Annotated in this window: 22 protein-coding genes; 10 read left to right on the plus strand and 12 right to left on the minus strand. The window is 58.2% G+C overall.

What is annotated here, in order from left to right; all coding sequences use genetic code 11:
* Positions 1-76 precede the first annotated feature (76 nt).
* The 3 genes from truA to ACSQ13_RS13390 all read left to right on the plus strand — a co-directional run bounded on the left by truA (position 77) and on the right by ACSQ13_RS13390 (position 3,105).
* Positions 77-847 (plus strand): tRNA pseudouridine(38-40) synthase TruA, encoded by a 771-nt coding sequence (gene truA, locus ACSQ13_RS13380; protein ID WP_176248210.1) that lies wholly within the window; start codon positions 77-79, stop codon positions 845-847.
* Positions 848-1,070: 223 nt separating this feature from the next.
* Complete coding sequence (locus ACSQ13_RS13385) at positions 1,071-1,529, plus strand: NUDIX hydrolase (RefSeq protein WP_176248209.1); 459 nt, start codon at positions 1,071-1,073, stop codon at positions 1,527-1,529.
* 94 nt (positions 1,530-1,623) lie between these two features.
* Positions 1,624-3,105 (plus strand): inorganic phosphate transporter, encoded by a 1,482-nt coding sequence (locus tag ACSQ13_RS13390; RefSeq protein ID WP_176248208.1) that lies wholly within the window; start codon positions 1,624-1,626, stop codon positions 3,103-3,105.
* Between the two features lie 29 nt (positions 3,106-3,134).
* On the opposite strand, the gene ACSQ13_RS13395 is transcribed toward ACSQ13_RS13390, so the two are convergent.
* The 3 genes from ACSQ13_RS13395 to ACSQ13_RS13405 form a co-directional block, all read right to left on the minus strand.
* Complete coding sequence (locus ACSQ13_RS13395; protein ID WP_295511430.1) at positions 3,135-4,142, minus strand: 2-dehydropantoate 2-reductase; 1,008 nt, start codon at positions 4,140-4,142, stop codon at positions 3,135-3,137.
* Positions 4,127-5,032, minus strand: coding sequence for an ornithine carbamoyltransferase (gene argF, locus ACSQ13_RS13400; RefSeq protein ID WP_176248207.1), 906 nt, complete (start codon positions 5,030-5,032; stop codon positions 4,127-4,129). Before argF ends, ACSQ13_RS13395 begins: the two co-directional genes overlap by 16 nt.
* 74 nt (positions 5,033-5,106) lie before the next feature.
* A complete protein-coding gene (locus ACSQ13_RS13405; RefSeq protein ID WP_295511432.1) occupies positions 5,107-6,282 on the minus strand; it encodes an aspartate aminotransferase family protein in 1,176 nt (391 codons plus the stop codon).
* A gap of 427 nt (positions 6,283-6,709) precedes the next feature.
* On the opposite strand from ACSQ13_RS13405, the gene ACSQ13_RS13410 reads away from it, so the two are divergent.
* Complete coding sequence (locus ACSQ13_RS13410) at positions 6,710-7,279, plus strand: GcrA family cell cycle regulator (protein WP_176248205.1); 570 nt, start codon at positions 6,710-6,712, stop codon at positions 7,277-7,279.
* 85 nt (positions 7,280-7,364) lie between these two features.
* Here the strand turns inward: ACSQ13_RS13410 and ACSQ13_RS13415 are convergent, their stop codons facing one another.
* The 9 genes from ACSQ13_RS13415 to coxB form a co-directional block, all read right to left on the minus strand.
* Positions 7,365-7,949, minus strand: a complete 585-nt coding sequence (locus ACSQ13_RS13415; protein ID WP_176248204.1) for a GNAT family N-acetyltransferase — start codon at positions 7,947-7,949, stop codon at positions 7,365-7,367.
* A complete protein-coding gene (locus ACSQ13_RS13420; protein ID WP_295511435.1) occupies positions 7,949-9,211 on the minus strand; it encodes a M16 family metallopeptidase in 1,263 nt (420 codons plus the stop codon). Before ACSQ13_RS13420 ends, ACSQ13_RS13415 begins: the two co-directional genes overlap by 1 nt.
* A complete protein-coding gene (thrC, locus tag ACSQ13_RS13425; protein ID WP_176248202.1) occupies positions 9,208-10,596 on the minus strand; it encodes a threonine synthase in 1,389 nt (462 codons plus the stop codon). Before thrC ends, ACSQ13_RS13420 begins: the two co-directional genes overlap by 4 nt.
* Positions 10,597-10,603: 7 nt before the next feature.
* Positions 10,604-11,284, minus strand: a complete 681-nt coding sequence (locus ACSQ13_RS13430) for an SURF1 family protein (RefSeq protein WP_295511438.1) — start codon at positions 11,282-11,284, stop codon at positions 10,604-10,606.
* Positions 11,285-11,401: 117 nt separating this feature from the next.
* The gene (locus ACSQ13_RS13435) at positions 11,402-12,205 is read right to left on the minus strand and encodes a cytochrome c oxidase subunit 3 (RefSeq protein ID WP_176248200.1); all 804 of its coding nucleotides are present in this window, start codon (positions 12,203-12,205) and stop codon (positions 11,402-11,404) included.
* A gap of 22 nt (positions 12,206-12,227) precedes the next feature.
* Positions 12,228-12,803 carry a cytochrome c oxidase assembly protein gene (locus ACSQ13_RS13440; RefSeq protein ID WP_176248199.1) on the minus strand — a complete coding sequence of 192 codons (576 nt, stop codon included), beginning with the start codon at positions 12,801-12,803 and terminating at the stop codon, positions 12,228-12,230.
* Positions 12,803-12,979, minus strand: a complete 177-nt coding sequence (locus tag ACSQ13_RS13445) for a cytochrome C oxidase assembly protein (RefSeq protein WP_176248198.1) — start codon at positions 12,977-12,979, stop codon at positions 12,803-12,805. Before ACSQ13_RS13445 ends, ACSQ13_RS13440 begins: the two co-directional genes overlap by 1 nt.
* The gene (gene cyoE / locus ACSQ13_RS13450; protein WP_176248197.1) at positions 12,976-13,914 is read right to left on the minus strand and encodes a heme o synthase; all 939 of its coding nucleotides are present in this window, start codon (positions 13,912-13,914) and stop codon (positions 12,976-12,978) included. Before cyoE ends, ACSQ13_RS13445 begins: the two co-directional genes overlap by 4 nt.
* Positions 13,915-13,974: 60 nt before the next feature.
* The gene (gene coxB, locus ACSQ13_RS13455) at positions 13,975-14,871 is read right to left on the minus strand and encodes a cytochrome c oxidase subunit II (protein WP_176248196.1); all 897 of its coding nucleotides are present in this window, start codon (positions 14,869-14,871) and stop codon (positions 13,975-13,977) included.
* Positions 14,872-15,047: 176 nt separating this feature from the next.
* On the opposite strand from coxB, the gene tldD reads away from it, so the two are divergent.
* The 6 genes from tldD to ACSQ13_RS13485 all read left to right on the plus strand — a co-directional run bounded on the left by tldD (position 15,048) and on the right by ACSQ13_RS13485 (position 22,983).
* Positions 15,048-16,469, plus strand: coding sequence for a metalloprotease TldD (tldD, locus tag ACSQ13_RS13460; protein ID WP_176248195.1), 1,422 nt, complete (start codon positions 15,048-15,050; stop codon positions 16,467-16,469).
* A gap of 103 nt (positions 16,470-16,572) precedes the next feature.
* Positions 16,573-17,727, plus strand: coding sequence for a DNA-processing protein DprA (dprA, locus tag ACSQ13_RS13465; protein WP_295511446.1), 1,155 nt, complete (start codon positions 16,573-16,575; stop codon positions 17,725-17,727).
* Positions 17,728-17,972: 245 nt separating this feature from the next.
* The gene (gene topA / locus ACSQ13_RS13470; RefSeq protein WP_176248193.1) at positions 17,973-20,630 is read left to right on the plus strand and encodes a type I DNA topoisomerase; all 2,658 of its coding nucleotides are present in this window, start codon (positions 17,973-17,975) and stop codon (positions 20,628-20,630) included.
* A gap of 100 nt (positions 20,631-20,730) precedes the next feature.
* Positions 20,731-21,306, plus strand: a complete 576-nt coding sequence (locus tag ACSQ13_RS13475) for a L,D-transpeptidase (RefSeq protein ID WP_295511450.1) — start codon at positions 20,731-20,733, stop codon at positions 21,304-21,306.
* Between the two features lie 356 nt (positions 21,307-21,662).
* Positions 21,663-22,358: a CoA transferase subunit A gene (locus ACSQ13_RS13480; protein WP_176248191.1), complete on the plus strand. Its 696-nt coding sequence runs from the start codon at positions 21,663-21,665 to the stop codon at positions 22,356-22,358.
* A 1-nt stretch (position 22,359) separates the two neighbouring features.
* Positions 22,360-22,983, plus strand: a complete 624-nt coding sequence (locus ACSQ13_RS13485) for a 3-oxoacid CoA-transferase subunit B (protein WP_176248190.1) — start codon at positions 22,360-22,362, stop codon at positions 22,981-22,983.
* Positions 22,984-23,127: the final 144 nt, after the last annotated feature.

Below are 23,127 nucleotides of genomic sequence, written 5' to 3' on the forward strand. Positions count from 1 at the left end.
ATCTTGCTGTTGAAACCGAACATAAGCATGGGGTGCAGGGATTGCCAGAAGCCACCGCCCGCGCTAAGCCCGCGCCATGTATCGCTATGCCCTGAAAATCGAATACCACGGCGGCCCGTTTCACGGCTGGCAACGTCAGAATGATGTGCCCTCGGTTCAGGGCGTGATCGAGGCTGCGCTGGCCAAAATCGAACCGCGCGACCACAATATCGCAGCCGCCGGGCGCACGGACGCAGGCGTTCACGCGATGGCGCAGGTCGCCCATTGCGAGATGGCGCGCGAGTGGACGCCCTTCCGGCTGTCCGAAGCGTTGAACTATCACATGAAGCCGCATCCGGTGGCGATCGTGGATTGCGTACAGGTCGACGAGACGTTTCACGCCCGTTTTTCCGCACAGGAACGGCGCTATCTTTTCCGCATCCTCGTGCGGCGGGCCCCTGTGACCCATCAGGCGGGGTTGGTCTGGAACGTCAAGAAACCACTGGATCTGGATGCCATGCGCGAAGGTGCCAGCCATTTGCTGGGCAAGCATGATTTCACGACATTCCGGTCAACGATCTGCCAGTCAATGACCCCAATCAAAACCGTTGACCGGCTGGACATGACATGGGTCGATACCCTTGGCGGGCCAGAGCTGCATTTCGATGTGCGTGCGCGGTCGTTTCTGCACAATCAGGTGCGCAGTTTCGTCGGCACACTGGAACGGGTCGGCGCAGGGTCGTTTCGCCCCGATGATGTGAAAACGATGCTTGAGGCGCGCGACCGTCAGGCCTGCGGCCCCGTGTCGCCGCCGCATGGGTTGTACCTGTCCCATGTCGGCTATCCGGTTGATCCCTTCGCGGGCTAGCTTTTTGCGGTTGCCCCCGACCCAAAAGCGGTTTTGTCAGGGTTGGTTTTGCGGCTAACCCTGCTTATGTAGTTTGTCAAAGACATGGTTTTATGGCCACAAGCACCGACCGGCTTGACCAGCCCGTGGGGGCCTTTCGGCTATGGAATTGATTTCTTTTGTAAAATCGTTTACTGATTACGCATAAAATCAAAAAACAGACCTATTTGGCAGGTGATCCAAGATGATGCACGTATTTAAACGCGCGTGGAGCGACATGTTCCTTCCTATGTGGCAACGGCCGAAACGGCTGCAGGTTGCCGCCCTATGCTATCGCGAAACCCCCAAGGGAAAACAGGTGTTGCTGATCACGAGCCGCGACACCGGACGGTGGATCGTGCCGAAAGGCTGGCCCGTAGACGGGCTGGACGGTGCCGAGGCCGCCTTGCAAGAAGCATGGGAAGAAGCCGGCGTTTCAAAAGCCGACATCGAGAGCGCACCGATGGGGTATTACGACTATAACAAGCGTCTGGACCACGGGCTGACCACGCCTGTGAATGCGCAGGTGTATCTGACGCGTGTGCGCAACCTCGAGGACGAGTACCCAGAGGTGAATGAACGCAAACGTAAATGGTTCGCACCCGCCGAAGCTGCCGAGTTGGTGGACGAACCCGACCTCCAAGAAATTCTGCGGTCGCTATAAACTGCACCCCGATAGCGGTCCGGTTTTTCCGGTCTGACTTGTATAGCTGCCGCGTTTCTGGCAGGACGCGCCAATTATCACGATTGGAGCAGCTATGAGTGACGCCCCCAAAGGCCAGCAGTGGAAGACCCTAGACACCGATTTGCACCGCATTTCCCGTGTTGAACAGGCCGCGACCTATGCCGCACGCCCGATGGTCGGTTTCGGGATAGCGCTGGCATTCATTGTGCTTGCTGCGCTCTCTGCTGGGATTTTCCTTGGCTATTCCTCCTCCAACTATGTGGTGATCGCCGCTGCGGCCTTTGGTGCCTATATGGCGGTCAACATCGGGGCCAATGACGTTGCCAACAATATGGGCCCTGCTGTGGGGGCCAAAGCGCTGAGCATGGGCGGCGCGATCCTGATCGCGGCGATCTGCGAAAGCGCGGGTGCCTTGCTGGCCGGGGGCGATGTTGTATCGACCATCTCAAAGGGGATCATTGACCCCAATTCGGTTGCGGATTCGCAGGTGTTTATCTGGGCCATGATGGCCGCGCTGATTTCTTCTGCGCTATGGGTCAACCTGGCCACATGGGTCGGCGCGCCCGTGTCCACGACCCATTCGGTCGTCGGTGGCGTTTTGGGGGCGGGCATCGCGGCCGCCGGCCTTACGGCCGTCAACTGGTCATCCATGAGCATGATTGCCGCAAGCTGGGTTATCTCCCCCGTCTTGGGCGGTGTTGTCGCCGCCGGTTTTCTGGCGCTGATCAAAGCTAAAATCCTGTACCAGGAAGACAAGATCGCCGCCTCGCGCCGGTGGGTCCCCATTCTGATCGGCGTCATGGCTGGCGTTTTCGCCACCTATCTGGCGCTGAAGGGTCTGAAAAAGATCGTTCACATCGATATGGGCATGGCCCTGTTCATCGGGCTGGTTCTGGGGCTTATCTCCTACGCTGTGTCGCGCCCGGCCATTTTCCGCGCCTCCGAAGGGCTGGAAAACCGCAACAAATCGGTCAAGGTTCTGTTTGGTCTGCCGCTGGTGTTTTCGGCTGGTTTGCTGAGCTTTGCCCACGGGGCCAACGACGTGGCCAATGCGGTTGGCCCCTTGGCCGCGATTGTGCACGCCTCTGAATTTGGCGGCTTCGAGGCCAAAGTATCAATTCCCACCTGGGTCATGGTGATCGGTGCCTTTGGTATCTCGTTCGGGTTGTTCCTGTTCGGGCCAAAACTGATCCGCATGGTCGGCAGCCAGATTACCAAGCTGAACCCGATGCGCGCCTATTGTGTGGCCTTGTCAGCGGCGATCACGGTGATTGTGGCGTCGTGGCTGGGGCTGCCGGTCAGTTCCACCCATATCGCCGTTGGTGGCGTGTTCGGTGTGGGCTTTTACCGCGAATGGCACATGGAACGCCGGTTGCGCAAACCTGATGCTACCGTTGGTAACGTCAAACGGATCGCCGTCGAGGAACGCCGCCGCCGCAAGCTGGTCCGGCGGTCGCATTTCATGACCATCATCGCTGCCTGGGTGATTACCGTTCCCGCAGCGGCAACCATGTCAGCGCTGATCTTTGTCTTGCTGACCTCGATCGTTACCTAAATTGATCATCCCCCAAGCCGCTTGCCCCTTCAAATATCAGTCGGGGATAGACAGGGCAGCCCCTGCCCTGCGGCTTGGGCTTGGTTAACGTGGTGCAGAACGCGGGCGCACAACGGTGTGGGCACCGACTTTTCCGCACCCATCGTGATGATCAGCCCTTGCAGGGCGTCAATCTCTGTCGGTTTTCCGGCCTCAAGATCATAGGACATCGAGGTGCGCGCCGTCGGGTCGATGGTCAACATCTTGGCGGCGATCCGTTGGAAGATCGGCGTAGGTAGGCGCAGCACCCAAGGGATCAACTCTGATGGCAAAGGCGTCGTGGATTGTGGCCGGATGCCATGCGCCTTTAGCACCTTCAATGCCTCGGTCATCTGTGCTGCCATCAGGCCGCGCCAAGGGCGGCTGAGCAGTTGCGCCTGAAGCGTCACTCCCGACAAGGCATTCAACGCATTGTTCAAGTTGATCAGCAGCTTGCCCCATTGGACGGCTGCAATATCACCGCTGTCCACAAACACCAGATCCGGTTGCGACAAGAGGTCGGCAAGGGGTTTCTGGCCCGCTTCGATCACGATGTCACCGCTGGTGGACCGGTGATAGGCCGCGGGGCCAACGGGTACCACGTTGAAAGGCACCATGCCCGCGCGCACATCGTGACCCGGCAAAATATCCCGCAGGGTTTGTGCCGCCTCCATCCCGTTTTGCAGGCTGATCACAACCGTATTCCGGGGGGTGTTTTTACGGATTTCCCGCGCTATCGCGGCTGTGTCTGATGTCTTGACCGTCACGAGTACAATCGCCGCCTGTTTCAGGCAGGCCGGATCATCTGTCAGCGTCAGGTCTTGTGCTGGAATACGGCGATCCATCCCGCCGAAATCGGTCAGCTGCAGGCCATGTTCGTTGATCTGGTCAATGACGCGGGCGCGGGCGAGCAGCGTCACATCATGCCCGCGCGCCGCCAAAAGCCCGCCCACAAAGCAGCCTATCGCCCCTGCACCTGCAACGACGACGGGCTGCTTGCCGGTCACTTGCCCAGACACCAGCGCATGATCGACTTTTGCGCGTGCAGCCGGTTTTCGGCCTCGTCGAAAATCACCGACCGCGGGCCATCCATGACCGAGCTTGTGACCTCGTCATCGCGGTGCGCAGGCAGACAGTGCATGAACAATGCGTCGGGCTTTGCCTTGTTCATCAGCGCATCATTGACCTGATAGCCGCGCAGCTGGTTGTGGCGGCGTTCGCGTGCGGATTGCGGATCATGCATGGAGACCCATGTATCGGTCACCACCAGATCGGCACCCTCGACGGCTTTGTTCGGGTCGCGCTCGATTGTGTAGAGACCATTCAAGGCGGCTTCGGGATCAAGGGTGGGCGGACCGGTGAAAACCAGATCGAAGTCAAAGCTCTTGGCCGCATGGGCAAAGCTGGCAAAGACGTTGTTGCCGTCACCGGACCACACGACTTTCTTGCCTTTGATCGGGCCGCTGTGTTCTTCGAAGGTCATGATATCTGCCATGATCTGGCAAGGATGGGTGCGGTTTGTCAGCCCGTTGATCACCGGAACCGAGGCGTATTCCGCCATCTCGAGAAGGGTTGCTTCCTCGAATGTGCGGATCATGATCAGATCGACATAGCGCGACAGGACGCGGGCGGTGTCGGCGATGGTTTCACCGTGGCCCAGTTGCATGTCGGCACCCGACAGCACCATGGTTTGCCCGCCCATCTGGCGCACGCCCACATCAAAACTGACGCGGGTGCGGGTTGATGGTTTTTCGAAAATCAGCGCGACCATGTGGTCTTTTAGCGGCTGGTCATCATCAGGCGCGCCGCGCGGGCGGCCGTTGCGCTGCGCCTTCATTGCGGCGGCATTGTCGATGATGCCGCGCAGATCGGCGGGATCGGTTTGATTGATGTCGAGAAAATGTTTCATAGGTAATTCTTCTGTTTGAAAGGACGGGGGGCCAGCCCCCCGAGCCCCCCGGAGTTTATTCTGCAAAATGAAGATCAGGCAGAGGTGAGGCTGCTTGCAGCTTTGTCGAGTCGTGCGACCGCTTCGGCGATTTCTTCATCGGTGATGGTGAGCGGGGGAAGCAGGCGGATCACATTGTCGCCAGCCGGGACGGTGATGACTTCGTGTTGATAACCCGCCGCGACCACATCGCTGTTGATTGCCTTGCATTTGAGGCCGAGCATCAGGCCGCTGCCGCGCACGGCTTCGAAGACATCGGGATGGCTGGCCACAAGGCCTTCGAGCTTTTGGCGGATCAGGCTGGCTTTGCGGTTCACTTCGGCCAGAAAGGCCGGGTCGCCGATGATGTCGATCACGGCATTACCGACGGCACAGCCCAGCGGGTTGCCGCCATAGGTCGACCCGTGGGTGCCCGCCGTCATGCCTGATGCCGCATCTTCGGTCGCCAGAACAGCGCCCAAGGGAAAGCCCCCGCCGATGCCTTTGGCGACCATCATGATATCGGGGGTGATGCCGGACCATTCATGGGCAAACAGCTTGCCCGTCCGGCCGACGCCGCACTGGACCTCGTCCATGATCAGAAGGATGCCATGTTCGTCACACAGATCGCGCAGACCTTTCAGGCATTGGTCGGGGACCGGGCGGATTCCGCCTTCGCCCTGTACGGGTTCAATCAGGATGGCAGCCGTGGTGTCGGTAATCGCGGCATGCAACCCGTCATGGTCGCCAAATTCCACATGCACGAAGCCGGGCAGCAACGGGCCAAACCCTTTGGTCATTTTTTCGGATCCGGCAGCGGCAATACCTGCTGACGAACGCCCGTGGAAGGAACCGGAGAAGGTTATGATATCAACCCGGTCCGGCTGGCCTTTTTCATAGAAATACTTGCGGGCCATTTTCACGGCCAGTTCACAGGATTCCGTGCCCGAGTTGGTGAAGAACACCGTATCGGCAAAGCTGAGGGCGACCAGTTTGTCGGCCAGCGCCTGTTGCTGCGGGATTTGATAGAGATTCGATGTATGCCACAATTTGCCGGCCTGTTCTGTCAGCGCGGCGACCAACGCAGGGTGGGCGTGGCCCAATGCGTTCACTGCGATACCCGCCCCCAGATCCAGAAATCGGCGGCCGTCTTCCTCGATCAGCCAGCTGCCTTCGCCTTTGACAAAGCTGAGGGGCGCGCGAGAATAGGTCGGCAGAACAGATGGGATCATCAGGATCATCCTTATGGGGTTGGCCGCATCAAAGCCACAAAAGGCCATGAGAGGCGGAGAGGGTCAATGGATTTCAGGGGGTTTTTGCGGATTATTACCGCATATGATCAGACACACCCCAAGAAGGGGTGCTTAGGCCAGGTCAGCTTTGGCGTCGTCGCGACAGATGGGCTGCGTTTTTGATCATGGGGTTTGGATACTGCCACAGTGCCGTTTTGCCTAGTACAAACTTTGCCCCACCGGGCGGTTTGCGGTCAGTTTATGCCAAAGCGATCAGTTTTGATGTGTTTTTAAGGCCCCGAATAGTACGACAACCCGCCCAATCGCTGCTTCGCGCCTTGCACCCAAGCTGTCAGTGATTAGTATAGGGCCTTGAGATTTTCCAAGGCGGTCCGGAATGGGGCCGCTTTTTAGCTAAGGACGCCAAATGTCTTGGACTGATGACCGCGTAGAGATTTTGAAGAAAATGTGGGGCGAGGGCCAATCTGCCAGCCAGATCGCAAAAGAACTGGGCGGCGTCACCCGTAATGCCGTGATTGGCAAGGTTCACCGTCTGGGCCTGTCAAACCGCACAACAACCGGTGCCGCGGCCCCCGCTGCCCCCAAGGCAGAGGCCAAGCCAAAGCCCGCCGCAAAGGCTGCTGCCAAGCCGAAGGCCGAACCGAAAGAGGAAGAAGTCGAAGCCGCCCCCGCGCCCCGGCCGAACCTGCCTGCACGTGCCAAGATCATTCCGGCGGGTCAGCCCCTGCCCCCGCAACCGTCGGCGAACGAAATCAGCCCCGAGGCCCTGGCAAAGGTCAGCGAGATCGAGAAGAAGTCGAAGAAGATCGGCCTGATGGATCTGACAGAGCGCACATGCAAATGGCCGGTCGGTGACCCTGCTACGGATGATTTCTGGTTCTGCGGTCTGCCCGTGCAGCAAGGCAAGCCCTATTGCGAGGCGCATGTTGGTGTCGCGTTCCAACCGATGAGCGCGCGTCGCGATCGTCGTCGGTAAAGATCGTATCGCATCGGTTTGAGATCAGGGGGCTTCGGCCCCCTTTCTTTTTGCCGATCAGGTTTCTGCGGGGGTGGGCCCGAAATCAACCAACGGCTGTTTTGCCACGTCTGTCATTGCGCAGCTGTGCATAAAGCACGTGATTGCGCCAGCGGCCGTCGATCTGCAAATAGCTTTGCGCGACGCCTTCGTATTTGAAGCCGGTCTTTTCCAACAACCCGCGAGAGGCGGCGTTTTCCGGCAGGCAGGCCGCTTCGATCCGGCTTAGGTCCAGCCGCGTGAACGCGTGGTGCACTGTCGCCTCGATCGCCTCGCGCATATAGCCACGGCGGGCAAAGCTTTCGCCAGTCCAATAGCCAAGCGTTCCAGCCTGCGCCGGCCCTCTGCGGATGTTATCAAGGGTGATGGCCCCGATCAGCGTATTGTCTTTGCGCCGGATCAGGAACAACGGTAACGCCGTGCCCCCCGAAACCGAGCGGGACGCCCAATAGACACGATTAGTGAAGGCCTTGCGCGAGAGATGATCGCTGGCCCAGGAGGGTTCCCACATCCTGAGGTAGTCGATGCTGTCGGCGCGCAATGCGGCCCAGGCGCGGAAATCCGAATGGATCGGAGCGCGCAAGGTGAGCCGCTCCGTCTCGATTGCGAGTTTCCGTCTGACCAGGATCATCAGGCGGCGCGACGCTCTTGCAGGGCTTCGAGGGTTGGTGCGGCGTCGACCGGGCCATATAGGGCCAAGGCTGCCGGTGCGGTGGCCGCCATTGTCTGGGCAAAATCGCGCACATCGCCTGTGGTCACGGCATCAATCTGCGCGATCGTTTCTTCCAGCGGCGGGATACGGTCCCAAATCTGGATAAGACGCGCCAGCCGTTCGGCACGGTTCGACGGGCTTTCCAGCCCCATCAACAATCCGGCTTTCATCTGCGCCCGTGCGCGGGCGACCTCGGCGGGTGACATGTCAGATGCCGCGCGCTTCATCTCGTCGATGGTGATGCCGGCCAGTTCAGGCAGCTGTTCGCCGCTGGTGCCCGCATAGATCGTCATCATGCCTGTGTCGGCATAGGCCCCCGCCTGGGCAAAGATCGTATAGCACAGCCCGCGGTTTTCGCGGATTTCCTGGAACAGGCGGCTCGACATACCGCCGCCAAGCGCCGAGGCGTAAATTTGAGCGACATAGATATCATCGGCGCGGTAGCCGGGGGATTCAAAGCCAAGCGCGAAATGGGCTTGCTCAAGCGGTTTGATCTGGCGGATTTCACCCCCCGAAAATTTTGCCGCATCCACATCGAACAACGGCTTTGGTGGCATGTCACCGAACAGCTTTTCCGCCAGCCGTACGATTTCATCATGATCCACCGCCCCTGCCGCTGACAGGATCATCTGTTCAGGGCCGTAATGCTGCGCGATAAAGCCCGACAGGTCTTCGCGGGTAAAGTTGGAAACGCGTTCATGGGGGCCCAGAATGGTGCGGCCCAGCGGCTGGTTTGGATACGCCTCTTCCTGCAACCAGTCAAAAATCACATCATCCGGTGTATCAAGCGCCTGACCGATCTCTTGCAGGATCACGCCGCGTTCGACCTCGATCTCGTTTTTATCCAGCACAGGGTTGCGCAGGATATCCGCGATCACATCCAGCCCAAGGGCCACGTCGTTTTCCAGCACACGCACATAATAGGCCGTCACCTCGCGCGAGGTATAGGCATTGATATAGCCGCCAACGTCTTCGATCGCTTCGGCAATTTGCAGCGATGTGCGTTTGGCTGTCCCCTTGAACGCCATATGCTCAAGGAAATGCGCGATGCCGTTCTGATTGGGTGTCTCGTGGCGCGCACCTGCGGTGACCCACACCCCGATGGAGGCAGAAGCCAGACCCGGCATGTGTTCGGTTACAATGCGAAACCCGTTGGACAGGCGATGTTGCTGCAGGCTCACTGGCTGATGCCCCCTTTGATCATGTCTTTGAGGGCTGCCAGATCGTTCGGCACACGGGTCATGCGTTCTTCGCGATCAAACAGGTCGGCCATATGGGCTGGCAATGGCGGGCGCACACCGGTTGCGGCTTCGACCGCATCGGGGAATTTTGCCGGATGCGCTGTGGCCAATGTGATCATCGGCGTCGCCGGATCACGCAGCGCTTGGGCCACACGGACACCGATGGCCGAATGCGGGCACAGCAGTTCGTTTGTATTGGCGTAAAATTCCTTGATCGTGGCCGATGTTTCCTCTTCCGAGACACGGCCGGACTTGTAGGTGTTTTTCAGATCGCGCAGGGCATTGTCGCCCACGTCAAAGCCACCTTTGGCCAGATCATCCATCAAGCCGTTGATCGCGTCACTGTCCTGCCCATAGGCGAAATACAACGCACGTTCAAAGTTGGAGCTGACCTGAATATCCATCGACGGGCTGATTGACGGATGAACCTCGCCCTTGTGATAGCCACCTGTGGTCAGGCAGCGGTGCAGGATGTCGTTCTGGTTTGTCGCCACCACGAGGTCGGCGATCGGCAGACCCATCTCGCGGGCGATGTAGCCTGCAAAGATATCGCCGAAGTTGCCGGTTGGTACGGTAAAGCTGACCTTGCGGTCCAGCGCGCCCATCGCCAGACCGGCGGTAAAGTAATAGACGACCTGCGCCAAAACGCGGCCCCAGTTGATGCTGTTCACTCCGGCCAGTTTCACGCCATCGCGGAATTCGTGGTCGTTGAACATATCCTTGAGGCGGGCCTGACAATCGTCGAAATCACCGTCCAGCGCCAAGGCGTGCACGTTGCTTTCGGATGGGGTGGTCATCTGGCGGCGCTGCACGTCGGACACGCGGCCATGCGGGTACAAGATGAACACATCGACATTGTCCAAGCCCCGAAATGCCTCGATCGCGGCGGACCCTGTATCGCCAGAGGTCGCGCCGACGATGGTCACGCGGTCGCCCTTGCGCGACAACACGGCCTGAAACATCTGGCCGATCAATTGCATCGCGAAATCTTTGAACGCAAGGGTCGGGCCGTGGAACAGCTCAAGCAGGAAATGCCCCTGATCCAGCTGCACCAATGGCGCGCGCACCGTGTGATTAAACCCTGCATAGGCATTGGCGATCAACTGCTTGAATTCGGCATCTGTGAACGTGTCGCCGATAAAGGGGCGCATGACTTTGAATGCAACGTCCTCGTAGGACATCGTTGCCATCTCGGCCAGGTCTTCGCGCGACAGGGTCGGGATGGTTTCAGGCACATACAGCCCGCCGTCACGGGCAAGCCCTGTCAGCAACGCTTCTTCGAAATTCAGAACGGGGGCAGATCCACGAGTAGAGACATAACGCATAAGAAGGTCAGCTTTCGGCTTTGGACGCGCCGCGGCGGCGCAGGAAAAAGAGGCTCATGCCGAGCCAGATGGCGGCAAGAGAAAACCAGGTGATGGCGTATTGCAGATGGTCATTCGGGATACGAGCAGTATCCACAGGCAAGGCGCTCACATTAGGGTCATCAGGTGAACTGGTCCGCGCCACCAGCAGAATCGGAAGGGTCTGCAAGGCACGGGCCATTGCATCGACATCGCGGGCGAACCAGATATTGGCGTTCATATCGGGTGCGGGCGTATAGCCGTCGGTTTCCTGGGGCCATTGCAAATTGCCGATGATGGTCACCGGACCAATGGCGCGGTCGGTGTCTTTGGTATCGGCAAGGGCAAAACCGCGGTCGACCATGATCTGGCGGCCGTCCTGCAAATCGAACGGGGCGATAATGCGGTAACCGGCCCCTACGTCCTTTTGCGAAACCAGCACGTGAATTTCGCCATCCCCGATGACACCGTCAGCAACAACCGGCAGATACGCATCAGATTGCGGATCGACAGTGTCGGGCAAAGCGACGGGTGTTGCGATGATCCGTGCATTGATGTCAGCGATGATCGCTTGTTTCCAAGCAAGCCGTTGAACCTGCCAGACCCCGAGCGAGATCAGGATTGCAGCCCCCCCAAGGCCGATAATCAGCAGGAATAGCGTGCGGCGCATAAGGCTCTCTTGAGGTTGGTTACAACGAGGTAACTTCAAGGCAAAGGCGCGCAAGGTTCCCCTAGCGCGCCCGTTGCTTTTAGTGATTGCGTGCAGGTTTGCAAGCAGGTGGGAAGCTTAGATGCCCCACATGTAGACGGCGAAGAACAAAAACAGCCATACCACGTCAACAAAGTGCCAGTACCATGCCGCCGCTTCGAAACCGACGTGCTGTTCTGGGGTAAAGTCGCCTCTGATCGCGCGGATAAGGCATACCGTCAGAAAGATCGTACCGATCAGAACGTGGAAACCGTGAAAGCCCGTTGCCATAAAGAAGCTGGAAAAGAACAGATCGCCGCCGAATGTCCAACCGGTATGGGCAATCAATTCGTAATATTCAAAGGCTTGAAACGCTGTAAACATCACACCCAGACCAATGGCAATCGCCAGACCCGAGATCAGGTCCTTGCGGTTGTTTTCATGTACCAAAGCGTGGTGCGCCCATGTGACGGCACAACCCGACAGCAGCAGAATCAACGTGTTGATCAGCGGCAGGTGAAAGGCGTCGACAGGGATGATGTCTGGCTGAACATAGGTGGAGCCGGGGAAGGCATCCATCGGGTACAGCGCTTCTTTGAAGAAGGTCCAGAACCAAGCAACAAAGAACATCACCTCGGACATGATGAACAGGATAAAGCCATAGCGCAGGCCGATCCGGACAACCTTGGTGTGATCGCCGATCTTGCTTTCCGCGACAACTTCGGACCACCAGCCAAACATGCAGTACAAAACGCCGGCCAAGCCCGCGAAGAACAAGAATGGCGTGATATCATGCATCCACAGGATGATGCCAACCAGCATGGCACAGCCAGCCAAGGAGCTGAGCAGCGGCCATGTGGAGGGCGCTAGAATGTGGTAATCGTGGTTCTTTTCATGGGCCATGGTGGCGTCCCTCACCTTTTTCTTAATTCAGGTTTGTCTGGCTGTCCTGATCAAGGGCGGCATAGCCCTCGGGCAGATCAATTTCATAGAACGTATAAGATAGTGTGATGGTATGTACATACTTGCCATCAACGTCTTTGACGATTTCCGGATCAACAAAGAAGCTGACCGGCATCTGAACACGCTCGCCGGGGGCAAGCACCTGCTCAGTAAAGCAGAAACATTCGATTTTCTCAAAGAACGGGCCAGCGGCATAGGGCGTCACATTATAAGACGCCTGACCGGCAATCGGCTTGTCCGTGGGGTTGTATGCTTCATAGAAAGCAAGCCCCGTCTCGCCGATGCGCAGTTCCATTTCAGTCACGACCGGCTTGAATTCCCACGCCATGCCCTGATTCAGGCTGCCATCAAAACGCACCTTGATCGTCTGATCCAGGATATCGCCGGCGTTTGCGCTGACCTGGCCAGGCGTGCCGCCAAATCCGGTGACCTGACAAAACCAGTTGTAAAAAGGCACGGAGGCCCAAGCAAGCCCGCCCATCAGCACCACGACTGACACGGTTTGCGCCACCGTTTTTGCCGGACCGGACATTGCCATTACTTGCTCTCCTGCGTCTGGATCGCGCCACCGGGGAGGTTGTTGAAATCGATGTTGGTAATCTTCACAAAGGTCAGCACCATGACCAAAAGCACGAATGCCCCCAGCATCAGACCGATACCCAGATTACGGCCACGGCGCCGTGTGTGAAGCTCGTGTTCAACTCGAATGCTCATGACCACCCTCCAAAGCCGTAGGGACGCAAGGTCGCCTCGGCCAGAATCGCACCGAAGTGCAGGAACAGATACCAAAGCGACAGCCGGAAGAACTTGCGCTCCACCAGGAAATTGTCGGCTTCGCTGTCGTCTTCGTTACGCTTCCAGATCCGCACAGCGCCGATCAGGAACAGGGCGTTCAACACCACTGCTGTCGCCAGATAGATCGGCCCACCGATCGAAGTGAAACCGGTGCCAATCGCAAGGATCACCAGCAAAACGGTATAGGCAAGGATATGACGGCGGGTGGAGGGGCGACCGTGGGTCACGGTCAACATCGGCACCTTTGCATCATCATAATCGTTGCGCATGAACAGCGCCAGCGCCCAGAAATGCGGTGGCGTCCACATAAAGATCAGCGCGAACATCAACCATGCTTCGACAGAGAAACTGCCCGTGGCGATAATCCAGCCGATGACAGGCGGGAACGCACCGGCGGCACCGCCGATAACAATGTTCTGCGGCGTCGCACGTTTTAGCCACATGCTGTAGAAAACGGCGTAAAACAGGATTGTGAAAAGCAGCATACCGGCTGCCAGCAAATTCGCGGCCAGCCCCAGCATCATCACGGACAAACCGGACAGCGCAACGCCAATGGCCAAAGCTTCGCCCGGTTGAACGCGGCCCGAAGGGATCGGGCGGCCTGCTGTGCGGCGCATGATGGCGTCGATGTCGGCATCCCACCACATGTTCAATGCCCCCGACGCGCCCGCGCCAATCGCAACAAACAGGATCGACGCGAAAGCGACGACCGGATGTACAGAAACAGGTGCGGCCAACATGCCAACCAGCGCTGTGAAAACGACCAACTGCATGACGCGCGGCTTCAACAGCGCGAAGTAATCGCCCAGTTGCGCCTCGTAGTCGCCAGAAGTTGTTGTACTGGTGTCTGCCATGTCAAAACTCATATACAAAGGTCGGGCCACGCAACGCGCGACCCGACGTTTTACATTTCGTTACTTCGAAGCGACGGTCAAAGGCTGCGCGATACCTGCGTATTCAGCTTTCGCTTTGCCCAGCCATTCAGCATAGGCCGCTTCGGATACGACTTTTACCGTGATCGGCATGTAAGCGTGTGCGTTGCCGCAAAGCTCGGAACACTGGCCAAAGTAAACGCCTTCTTTTTCGGCCTTGAACCATGTTTCAGCCAAACGACCCGGAACCGCGTCCTGCTTTACGCCGAATGCCGGCATTGCCCAAGCGTGGATCACGTCGGAGCCAGTCACCTGAACCACAATCGTTTTACCCACTGGGATCACAACGGATGTGTCGGTTGCCAAAAGGAACTGCTGCTCGGTGTAACCGGCTGCTTCCAGCTCCGCGATGACTTCGGGTGTTTTGCGGTTTTCGCCACCCAGTGCCGGGGCACCGATCATGTAGCTGTCAAAGCCGAAACCGTCGTCAACATATTCGTAGGACCAGTACCACTGGTTGCCTGTTGCCTTGATCGTCAGGTCAGCCTGCGGGATTTCCTGCTGGCGGAAAAGAATCGGCAGCGAATAGGCACCGATCAGAACAAGGATAAGGATCGGCACGATCGTCCAGGCGATCTCGACCGGGGTGTGATGCGTAAAGGACGCTGCGGTCGGGTTGCGTTTTTTATTGTAACGGAACGCGACCCAAAGGATCAGGGCCGTCACGAACAAGGTGATCAAGGTGATGATCACCAGGATCAAGTAATCGAGATCGTGAATATCCTGTGCAACACGTGTCACAGCAGGCTGAAAGCCCATCTGAGCGTCTACAGGTTCGCCGATGATTTCGAGACCATCGATGCGAAGGTTTTCCTGCGCCCACACGGGAGCTGCAGAGAAGGCGGCCATGAGACCTGAAAGTTTAAGAAGATGTTTCATATGTCGTCCTGATCTTGTGACCATTGATATCGAATCCTACCGGCATGTGCCGTTTCGGACCACGCGCCGTTGTAATCTGTACGCTTACAATCATATTCTAACTTCAAGATAAAGACTTCTGCTTGCGTCAAACAGACGCGAAGCGATCTTTTTAACACGATTCAGGGAACATCTTGATGAGCCAACCACCTTTTAACCCGTTTGAGGGTGACCTTGACCGTGACGCGGCCCTTTCAATTCTGAAAGATGCGGTCGCGGGCGCTGATGACGGAGAGCTGTTCTTTGAACGCCGCCGCTCCGAAGGGCTGATGTTTGATGACGGCCGCCTCAAGACCGCAAGCTATGATGCTTCTGAGGGGTTTGGCCTGCGTGCAGTACGCGGTGAAGTTGCGGGTTATGCGCATTCGTCCCAGATCACCGAATCTGCATTGCGCCGCGCTGCCGAAACGGCGCGACTGGCCGTCGGTGACGGGGGCGGCACATGGGCTGACGGGCCGGTTGCAACCAACCGTCACCTTTATACCGACGAAGATCCAATCGCCGGGGCAAGTTTTTCTGTAAAAGTCGAAACGCTTCGTGAAATCGATGATTTTGCCCGCAGCCTGGATAAACGGGTCGTCCAGGTCTCCGCTTCCATCTCGGCATCCATCCAAGAAGTCGAGATTTTGCGCCCCGAAGGCATTTCGGTGCGCGATATCCGCCCCATGACCCGCGTTAACGTGTCGGTGATTGTCGAACAAAACGGACGACGCGAAAGCGGGAGTGCCGGTGGCGGTGGACGTGTCGGGCTGGACGGGTTGATTGATCGCGCGGATTGGCAGGCCAAAACCCGCGAGGCATTGCGCATAGCCTGCGTGAACCTTGATGCTGTCCCTGCGCCTGCGGGCATGATGGACGTGGTGTTGGGCCCGGGCTGGCCCGGTATTTTGCTGCACGAGGCCATCGGCCACGGCCTTGAGGGTGATTTCAATCGCAAAGGGTCGAGTGCATTTGCAGGTCTCATGGGCCAGCAGATTGCCGCCAAAGGGGTGACAGTTCTGGATGACGGCACCATCCCGGACCGCCGCGGGTCGATCACCATTGATGACGAAGGGACACCTTCGGCCAAAAACACCCTGATCGAAGATGGCGTATTGGTCGGCTATATGCAGGACCGGCAGAACGCGCGCCTGATGGGGGTTCAGTCTACCGGCAACGGGCGGCGCGAATCTTATGCGCATATTCCGATGCCGCGCATGACCAACACATATATGCTGGGCGGCAATGTTGCGCCGGGTGATATCGTGGCCGACCTCAAGGATGGCATCTATGCTGTCGGATTTGGCGGCGGGCAGGTCGATATCACCAACGGCAAGTTCGTGTTCTCTTGTACCGAAGCATATCGCGTTCAAAACGGTATCGTCGGGGCACCGGTGAAAGGTGCAACATTGATCGGCGACGGCGCAACCGCGCTCAAGCAGATCCGCGCCATCGGCAATGATCCGACGCTGGACCCCGGCATGGGGAATTGCGGCAAGGCGGGGCAATGGGTGCCAGTCGGTGTGGGGCAACCGACACTGATGATCGGTGGCCTTACCGTTGGCGGTGCAGCGACATAAAAGACGGTCCCCGCCCTATTTGACAAAAATGGGCGGGGAAGCCTTCATCCGTTGTTAACCAGGTCTGCCTATACCTGATTCTAGCAACAGACGGAGATACGGGATGACTGACAAGGACCACAATCCTTCTTCCACTCACCCCCCAATCCCACCCACCTCGGAAGACGAATGTTTTGCCCGTCTTCGTTTGTTGCGCTCGCGCCGGGTTGGCGTTTCGACGTATAAACGACTGCTGACCGAACATGGCACTGCGCAGAATGCGCTGGCCGCGCTGCCGACGGTGGCGCGCGCCGCGGGCGTCGCGAATTACGAGGTTTGCCCCGAAGGGGTGGTGCGCGCCGAACTGCGTGCTGGCAAAGACGCAAGCGCGCGTCTGATCATGCATGGCACTGCGGAATACCCACAAACCCTTGCTGAACTTGACGATGCGCCCCCCTTCCTTTGGGTGATTGGCAATACCCAGCTGTTAAACCGCCCCACAATATCAATGGTCGGGGCGCGGAATGCATCCTCGCTGGGCACGCGCATGGCCAAGGCACTGGCCCAAGGCTTGGGCGAGGCCGGTTTCGTTGTCGTATCAGGGCTGGCGCGCGGTATTGATGCGGCGGCCCATCTGGCGGCGCTTGCCACTGGCACGATTGCGGTTCAGGCGGGCGGCGTTGACGTGATGTACCCCGCCGAAAACACCCAACTGGCCCAGGATATCGCCAAGACGGGCCTGCGCGTTTCAGAACAACCCATGGGCCTGCAACCGATGGCCCGCCATTTTCCGAGCCGGAACAGGATCATCGCCGGATTAAGCCGCGCAACCATCGTGGTAGAGGCCGCTGCCAGATCAGGCAGCCTGATCACCGCGCGCGATGCCTTGGATCAGGGCCGCGACGTGCTGGCCGTGCCCGGTCACCCCTTTGATGCGCCCGCAGCCGGATGTAACATGCTGATCCGCGATGGCGCGGCTTTGGTGCGCAATGCCGCAGATGTTATCGAGGTTCTGGGAAAAGCATGTTTGTCGGTACCCGCCCAGCCCGAGCTTGATCTTGCGGCAGCAGAAAAAGCCCCCGCCCCGCGAAGAACGCTTCGGGAAACTGCGGCGCTTCATCTGCAAATCCTGTCGCGGCTGGGGCCCAGCCCCATCGCCGAGGATCAATTGATCAGGGATTTAAACACCCCCTCCTCCAAGGTTGCGCCCGTCCTGATCGATCTTGAGCTGGAAGGCCATGTGCGACGCCAGCCCGGTGGTCTTGTCTCTCGTGCCTAAGGGCGGTTTTATCCAAAGCTCCTAACGCGCATTCCGCGAAACACCTCCCCCCGATTCTCCTAAAACGAACATTGGTACCGGGCAGTAGGTTTGGAATAATCCTGCCCCCCAAAGTCAGCCCGCCTTGTGCCACTGGCCGGCAAGCGGCCTAGTTTCGCCCGACCTGCGCATTGACAAAACAACCGCTACGCCACATGTCACAGCACAAGCAGACCTATTTCAATTGATCCAAGGTACGGAAATTTATGCCAGTTGTTGTCGTCGAATCACCTGCCAAGGCCAAAACGATCAACTCTTACCTGGGCAGCAACTACACTGTTCTAGCGTCTTACGGTCACGTGCGTGACCTTCCTCCGAAAGATGGGTCGGTTGATCCGGACAATGATTTTGAAATGCTTTGGGAGGTCGCTTCGACCAGCAAAAAGCACGTCAAAGCAATTGCCGACGCGTTGAAAGACGATAACGAACTGATCCTCGCGACCGACCCCGACCGCGAAGGGGAAGCGATCAGCTGGCACCTGCAAGAGGCGCTGACTGCCCGCAAATCGATCAAGAAGGATACGCCGGTCAGCCGGGTTGTTTTCAACGCGATTACAAAATCCGCCGTGACCGAAGCGATGAAAAACCCGCGCCAGGTCGACATGCCACTGGTCGAAGCCTATTTGGCCCGGCGTGCGCTGGACTATCTTGTCGGCTTTAACCTGTCGCCGGTTTTGTGGCGCAAGCTGCCCGGTGCGAAATCGGCAGGTCGCGTGCAATCGGTGACACTGCGGTTGATCGTAGAGCGCGAAATGGAAATCGAAGCGTTCCGCAACCGCGAGTATTGGAGCGTGAAAGCATTGGTCGCCACCCCGCGCGGCCAGGAATTCGAAGCACGCCTTGTCACCCTTGCCGGCAAAAAGCTGGATCGCTTTGATCTGGCGAATGGCACGCAGGCCGAAATGGCGGTGCAGGCGATCACCAGCCGCGATCTGACAGTCACAAGCGTCGAGGCAAAGCCCGCCAGCCGGAACCCTTCGGCCCCCTTCATGACCTCGACCCTGCAACAAGAAGCCAGCCGCAAATTCGGCATGGGTGCGCGCCAGACCATGAGCACCGCCCAGCGTTTGTATGAGGCCGGTCACATTACTTATATGCGGACCGATGGTATCGACATGGCCCCCGAGGCGATGACAATGGCCCGCGATGCGATCAAAGACCGGTTTGGCGCGGAATACGTGCCATCGGCCCCGCGTATCTATAAAAACAAGGCCAAGAACGCCCAGGAAGCGCATGAATGTATCCGGCCCACGGACATGTCCAAGGATGCCGCCGCGCTGAAACTGACCGAACCGGACCAGCGCAAGCTGTATGATCTGATCTGGAAGCGCACGCTGGCCTGTCAGATGGAAAGCGCCCGTCTTGAACGGACAACTGTCGAAATCGGCAGCAAGGATGAACAGGTCGGCCTGCGCGCCACCGGTCAGGTCGTGCAATTCGACGGCTTCTTGCGGGTCTACGAGGAAGGCCGTGACGATGTGGTGGACGAGGACGACAAGCGCCTGCCCCAGATCAATCAGGGCGACAAGATGGACAAGCGGTCGGTCACGCCCGAACAGCATTTCACACAACCGCCGCCGCGCTATACCGAAGCGACATTGGTCAAGCGTATGGAAGAGTTGGGGATCGGTCGGCCATCGACCTATGCAAGCGTCGTCACCACCATCCAGGACCGAGAATATGTCCGCAAGGAAGGCAACCGTCTGTTCCCCGAGGACAAAGGCCGGCTGGTTACCGCGTTTCTTGAAAACTATTTCCGCAAATATATCGGCTATGATTTCACCGCCGATCTGGAAGACCAGCTGGACAAGGTCAGTGCTGCTGATGCGAATTACAAAGACGTTCTAAGCCGTTTCTGGAAAGATTTTTCGGCAGCGATTGCCGAGACAGCCGATCTGCGCATCACCGAGGTGTTGGAAAAGATCAACGAGGTTCTGGAACCGCATCTTTTCCCGGCGACCGAAGATGGCAAAGACCCGCGTCTGTGCCCCAATTGCGAGGTCGGTCGTTTGTCGATGCGCACCGCACGCTCGGGCGGCGCATTCATTGGCTGCTCCAACTACCCTGAATGTCGCTATACGCGCCCCTTTGGCCCGCCAGACCCCGAAGCGGAAAAATCTGCGATCCCGCCGGATGGCAAGCTGTTGGGCGAAGACAACGGTGACGAAATTCGCGTGTTCAAAGGCCGCTTTGGCCCCTACGTCCAGCGCGGGCCCGTCACCGAAGAAAACAAAAAGCCGCCGCGTCAGTCTGTGCCAAAAGACTGGCCCGCAGAGGAGCTGGAGCTGGACCGCGCCTTGATGCTGCTTTCATTGCCGCGCGAGATTGGCCCCCACCCCGAAGACGGGATTATGGTTTGGGCCAACATCGGACGCTACGGCCCCTATATCAAACACGCGGCCAGCACATCGGATCGCGGCGGAACAAATGCCAACCTCGAAGGGTTGGACGAAGTGTTTACCGTTGGCATGAACCGTGCTGTGCAATTGCTGGCCGAAAAAGTCGCCAGCCGTGGTGGCCGTGGCAAGGCGGCGAAACCGATCCGCGAGATGGGCGAACACCCTGATCTGGGCGGCGACGTGCATATCATGGAAGGCAAATACGGGCCCTATGTGAAATGGGAAAAGGTCAACGCGACCCTTCCCAAGGAAATCGAGCCTGCCGATCTGACCATGGAACGCGCTGTCGAGTTGATCGAGGAAAAGCTGGCCAAGTCACCGGCCAAGCGCAAAGCGGCGACCAAAAAGGCACCGGTCAAGAAAGCGGCAGCCACAAAGCCCGCTGCAAAGAAGCCTGCTGCTAAAAAACCCGCTGCAAAGAAGAAAGCGCCGGCTAAAAAGGCCGCGGCCAAGGAAACAGAATAACCATTTCGTGAACGTATGGTAATTCATGAATATGTGAATTGCCGCGAGGCCATCCAAGTGTCACCTGTGCAGCGAATGCCACAGCATAAGGAGCACAAGGATGGCCGAGCAGAAGATTTCACGTCGCATGTTGATGACGGTGGCGGGTGCCACGTTATTCATGCCCTCTATCCTGCGCGCCCAAACGGCAGAGCCTGAACGGCAGGGCGCAGCGGTACGTCACAACACATCCAGCTTTACCCAACAGCGCTGGCAGGATCACTTTGACGATCTGGGCAAAGCGGCAATTGTTGCCGACACAACATCACGCGCCCTGCATTTCTGGAGCGGTGATGGCGAGACCTACAACATCTACCCCACCTCGGTACCGCGCAGCGACGAGCTGACCAAACGGGGGTACACCAAGATCATGCGCAAACGTGTCGGCCCCGACTGGACCCCGACCTCCAGCATGATCGAACGCGATCCCGACCTGAAATACATGCCCCCCGGCCCCGATAACCCGTTGGGCACGCACGCCATGTATCTGGGCTGGCCCGCCTATCTGATCCACGGCACCCACGACACCCGCAAGATCGGACGGCAAAGCTCGGACGGGTGTATCGGTCTGTATAACCACATGATCGAGGCACTGTTCCAGATCGCGCCGGTTGGGACGCAAGTGCGGATCATCTGACGAGAATCTGTGGCTGCATTGCGGTCTCGCGCCCTCCAATGGGAACACTGCGCGAGATTGGATTGATCAAGGGGCGCGGCCTGGCAGGTAAATTGGCCACGCCACAGCGGGGGTATTTACCGGCTTGATCACAAGCGGGATTCAGGGGCTGACCTTTGGCAACAAGGCACCCCCTGCCATCCGGATCGACGGCGCGGAAATACGCATCTGAAATGCCAGCATTCGATTTACAGCTATTTTCAGGCGCATCTTTACGGGTGCGCCTGAGGCCTATTTGACACCCGCCTAACGTGGCGTCATAGAAGTTGGCATGCATGTAGACGAGCGGGGTAACCCCGCGATCGAAAGGACCCGGAATGAAGAAAATATATGGAAGTGCTGCTGAAGCGCTGGATGGTGTGCTGCACGATGGCATGTTGATTGCGGCCGGTGGTTTCGGCTTGTGCGGCATCCCTGAACTGCTGCTTTCAGCGATCCGCGATGCGGGCACCAAGGACCTGACCTTTGCATCAAACAACGCTGGTGTTGATGATTTCGGGATCGGCATCTTGTTGCAGACAAAGCAGGTCAAGAAAATGATCAGCTCTTATGTCGGTGAAAACAAAGAATTCATGCGCCAGTATCTTGGCGGCGAGCTTGAGCTTGAATTCAACCCCCAAGGCACTTTGGCAGAGCGCATGCGTGCCGGTGGTGCGGGCATCCCCGGTTTCTATACCAAAACCGGCGTGGGTACCGTGATTGCCGATGGCAAAGAGCACAAGGATTTCAACGGTGAAACCTATATCATGGAAGAAGGCATCTTTGCCGATCTGTCCATCGTGAAGGCGTGGAAGGCTGATGCGACCGGCAACCTTGTGTTCCGCAAGACAGCCCGCAATTTTAACCCGCCCGCCGCGATGTGTGGCAAAATCTGCATCGCTGAAGTCGAAGAGATCGTCCCGACAGGCAGCCTTGACCCCGATACAATCCACCTGCCCGGCATCTATGTGCATCGCATTGTTCAGGGCGAACATGAAAAGCGGATCGAACAACGCACGGTAAGGAGCGCATAATATGTGGGATCGCAATCAAATGGCGGCGCGCGCCGCGTTGGAACTGCAAGACGGCTGGTATGTGAACTTGGGCATCGGGATTCCGACGCTGGTGTCGAACTACATCCCTGAAGGCGTCGAAGTGACCCTGCAATCCGAAAACGGGATGCTGGGCATGGGCCCTTTCCCGATTGAGGGGACCGAGGATGCCGACCTGATCAACGCAGGCAAGCAGACCATTACCGAACTGCCCCAGACCGCGTATTTCGACAGTGCGACATCCTTCGGGATGATCCGCGGTGGCAAGATCGCAATGGCGATCCTTGGCGCGATGGAAGTTGCCGAAAACGGCGATCTGGCGAACTGGATGATTCCGGGCAAGCTGGTCAAAGGTATGGGCGGCGCGATGGATCTGGTGGCCGGTGTTGGCCGCGTGGTTGTCGTGATGGATCACACCAACAAGCACGGCGAAAGCAAAGTGCTGAAAGAATGCACCCTGCCCCTGACCGGCAAAGCAGTGGTTGACCGCATCATCACCAACCTTGGTGTGCTGGATGTGGTCGAAGGCGGGCTGAAGATCGTGGAATGCGCCGATGGCGTGTCTGAGGAAGAGCTGCGCGCAGCGACCTTCGCCACCATCGTCTGACCGTTTCGCGATACGAAAGTGAAAGAGCACCCCCGTCAGGGTTGGTGCCCTTTTTCGTACCTTGAACCATTTGCGGGGCCACCAGAGCCCAAGAATGGATGCGCCGGCATACCAGACCGGAAAAAGCAGCAGCACAGCCGCCGT

It is taken from the genome of Sulfitobacter sp. SH22 (assembly GCF_965641905.1).
Taxonomy (GTDB): Bacteria; Pseudomonadota; Alphaproteobacteria; order Rhodobacterales; family Rhodobacteraceae; genus Sulfitobacter.